Here is a 2081-nt window from a genome sequence, read left to right on the forward strand (position 1 = left end):
GCCTAGCCATTCAATCTGCAAACCGCCTCACGGGGCGGCACCTCATTCACTCTCTGCCCTGCGGGTTCTGCCCGCCGGGGAGAACCCTTGCGGCAGCTCATTACTTGGAGTTCTGTATGTCGTTCAAAGGGTTTAACGTGATCGTGGGTCGCCTGCAAATCTGCGCCATGCGCGAACTGGATTCGGGCGCTGTGCCGGCGTGCCAGTCGGACGCCGAGACGTATCATGTCTATCTGCGCAACCCCGACGGTTCCGCGCAGCTTCAACACACGGAAGTGGATTTCGATTCCGCCTTCAGCTATTGCACTGGTCGGCAACGACCGACGCGCCACTGAGCGCTCATCCCTAACAAAAAAGCCCGGCATGCCGGGCTTTTTTTTTGTCCATTATTTTCAACGGCGGCGCACCGCCATGAATAGCGTCAGCGCGCATTCCCACAGGGTCCAGCAGATGCCAAAAAACAGCAAAAACTTGACGAAGCGGATGACTTCGTATTCCGTCATGGTGTATAGGCCTTTGGTTCATTGCGGTTGATTCTACTGTACCCGCCCCCTTCGGAAGTCAAGGGGGCGGAGACCCACTCCTATTCGCGCATTGTTCCCGCAACGTGTGGACCCAGGTTAGATGGTCGCGCCTAGCGTTCTAGCAGACGCTCTAGTTTCGCGCCTTTCTGTCTCCGGAAGCGGGTCGCCGCCCCCTCGGGCTCGGAGTGTGGGCCGTGCGGGTGGTTGCAACTCGGGATGTTAGCTTCTTCGGAGAAGTCTTGGGTGTCACCTTTTTCGATGTCGTCTTTGGTGCCGTCTTCAGTCGGGCCGTCGTTGGTTCCGCCGGTCGCGGTGATACGGCGAGCTCAGGGGCAGGCAGGCCGATGCCCGCCTCAAGCGCTCTCTCGGCCAACATCTTCACCACGAAGACACGGTCCTTCGCTGTGGGAATCTCATTGAGGTAGGCCAGCAAGCGGGGCGTCGTGTACTCGTTCAACGTGATCTGCATTTGGAGGTTTTGCATACGGGATCGCTAATGTGTTGTTGGCTTCAACCAAACCGTGCCATCGCATCGTTCAGCGCGCCAACGTCGTGAATGGCGAAGGCATCCATCGTATCCACTGACGACGCACCACCTTGCGGCGCCGCGATGGCCGGGTTAGTCGGGACCGGCATGACCGGAGAAGTCGCTTCTAGCCTGTGTTCCTTGATATTGACATTGCTATCTGTTGGGACGGCGCCCCCCGACGGGAACGACGTTCTGGCCGGCGTGTTTTCGGGTGCTGGTAGCAATCCCACGGGACCCGAGCCGCCAAGCGCTCTCAACCCGTGCTGCGCGAGCAGTCGAAATACAAAGGCGCGCTCGCGAGCGCCGGGTATCTGTCGCAGATAGGCCAGCAGGTCGGGTGCGGCTTCGGGGGACAGCGTGATCGTAATCTGCAGCTTGTCCATGTGCAGCCGGCTCAGGAAGACTTCGACACATGTCGTGCAGAGCCGATCGTATGGAAGCCCCGAACATTGGCAAAGCAGGGCGCATCCATCACATGAATGTCGTTGTGCGGAAATGCCGCTTGAATCGTTGGCGCGTACAAGCTCGCTCCGCCTCCGGTCAGGATGATGGCGCGAATATCCTCGGTGCGACCGACACGCGTTTGAACTTCCAAGACGGACTGTTGGGCAACCGCAATGGCTTCTTCAACGAAGGGGCGTAGATCCAGATCCTTGCGATAGAAGAGCATCGGCTTAGCCTCGCGGATTGCCTTGTCGATCCGTTCGATGCTGTCCACCGCTGCGCCCTCGGCCTGAGAGATGAGCCTTGCCACCTGCTGATAGATACGCGATGCACCGCCCGGCACGCCACCGCTTCGGGTGTCGTCCATCGTGTAGCCGCGTGCGACCACCCAATCGGTCGTGAAATAGCCGACGTCAATCACGAGATAGGCGTTGTCGGGGTCGTACTGCTTGGCGCACTGCTGGATGAATGTGACCAATGTTCCGATGGGCTGAGGCAGCGGCAGCACGTTGTGCACCCGGATCGGACCCCAGCCGAAGTCGAGTTCACCACTGAAGCGGTCCTTCAGGTAGCCGGCGTACTTC

Annotated in this window: 3 protein-coding genes; 1 reads left to right on the forward strand and 2 read right to left on the reverse strand. The window is 59.4% G+C overall.

Annotation, left to right across the window (positions count from 1 at the left end):
• The first annotated feature begins 116 nt into the window (after positions 1 to 116).
• On the forward strand, positions 117 to 335 hold the full coding sequence (locus tag ACYP5B_RS51485) for a hypothetical protein (protein WP_276286863.1): 219 nt from the start codon (positions 117 to 119) through the stop codon (positions 333 to 335).
• A gap of 699 nt (positions 336 to 1034) precedes the next feature.
• Here ACYP5B_RS51485 and ACYP5B_RS51490 read toward each other — a convergent pair.
• Both ACYP5B_RS51490 and ACYP5B_RS51495 read right to left on the reverse strand, forming a co-directional pair.
• Positions 1035 to 1436: a hypothetical protein gene (locus ACYP5B_RS51490; RefSeq protein ID WP_276286862.1), complete on the reverse strand. Its 402-nt coding sequence runs from the start codon at positions 1434 to 1436 to the stop codon at positions 1035 to 1037.
• Positions 1437 to 1447: 11 nt separating this feature from the next.
• A partial coding sequence (locus tag ACYP5B_RS51495; RefSeq protein ID WP_459575227.1) for a PRTRC system protein D occupies positions 1448 to 2081 on the reverse strand: 634 nt, incomplete at its 5' end.

Source organism: Cupriavidus sp. 8B, from assembly GCF_054589115.1.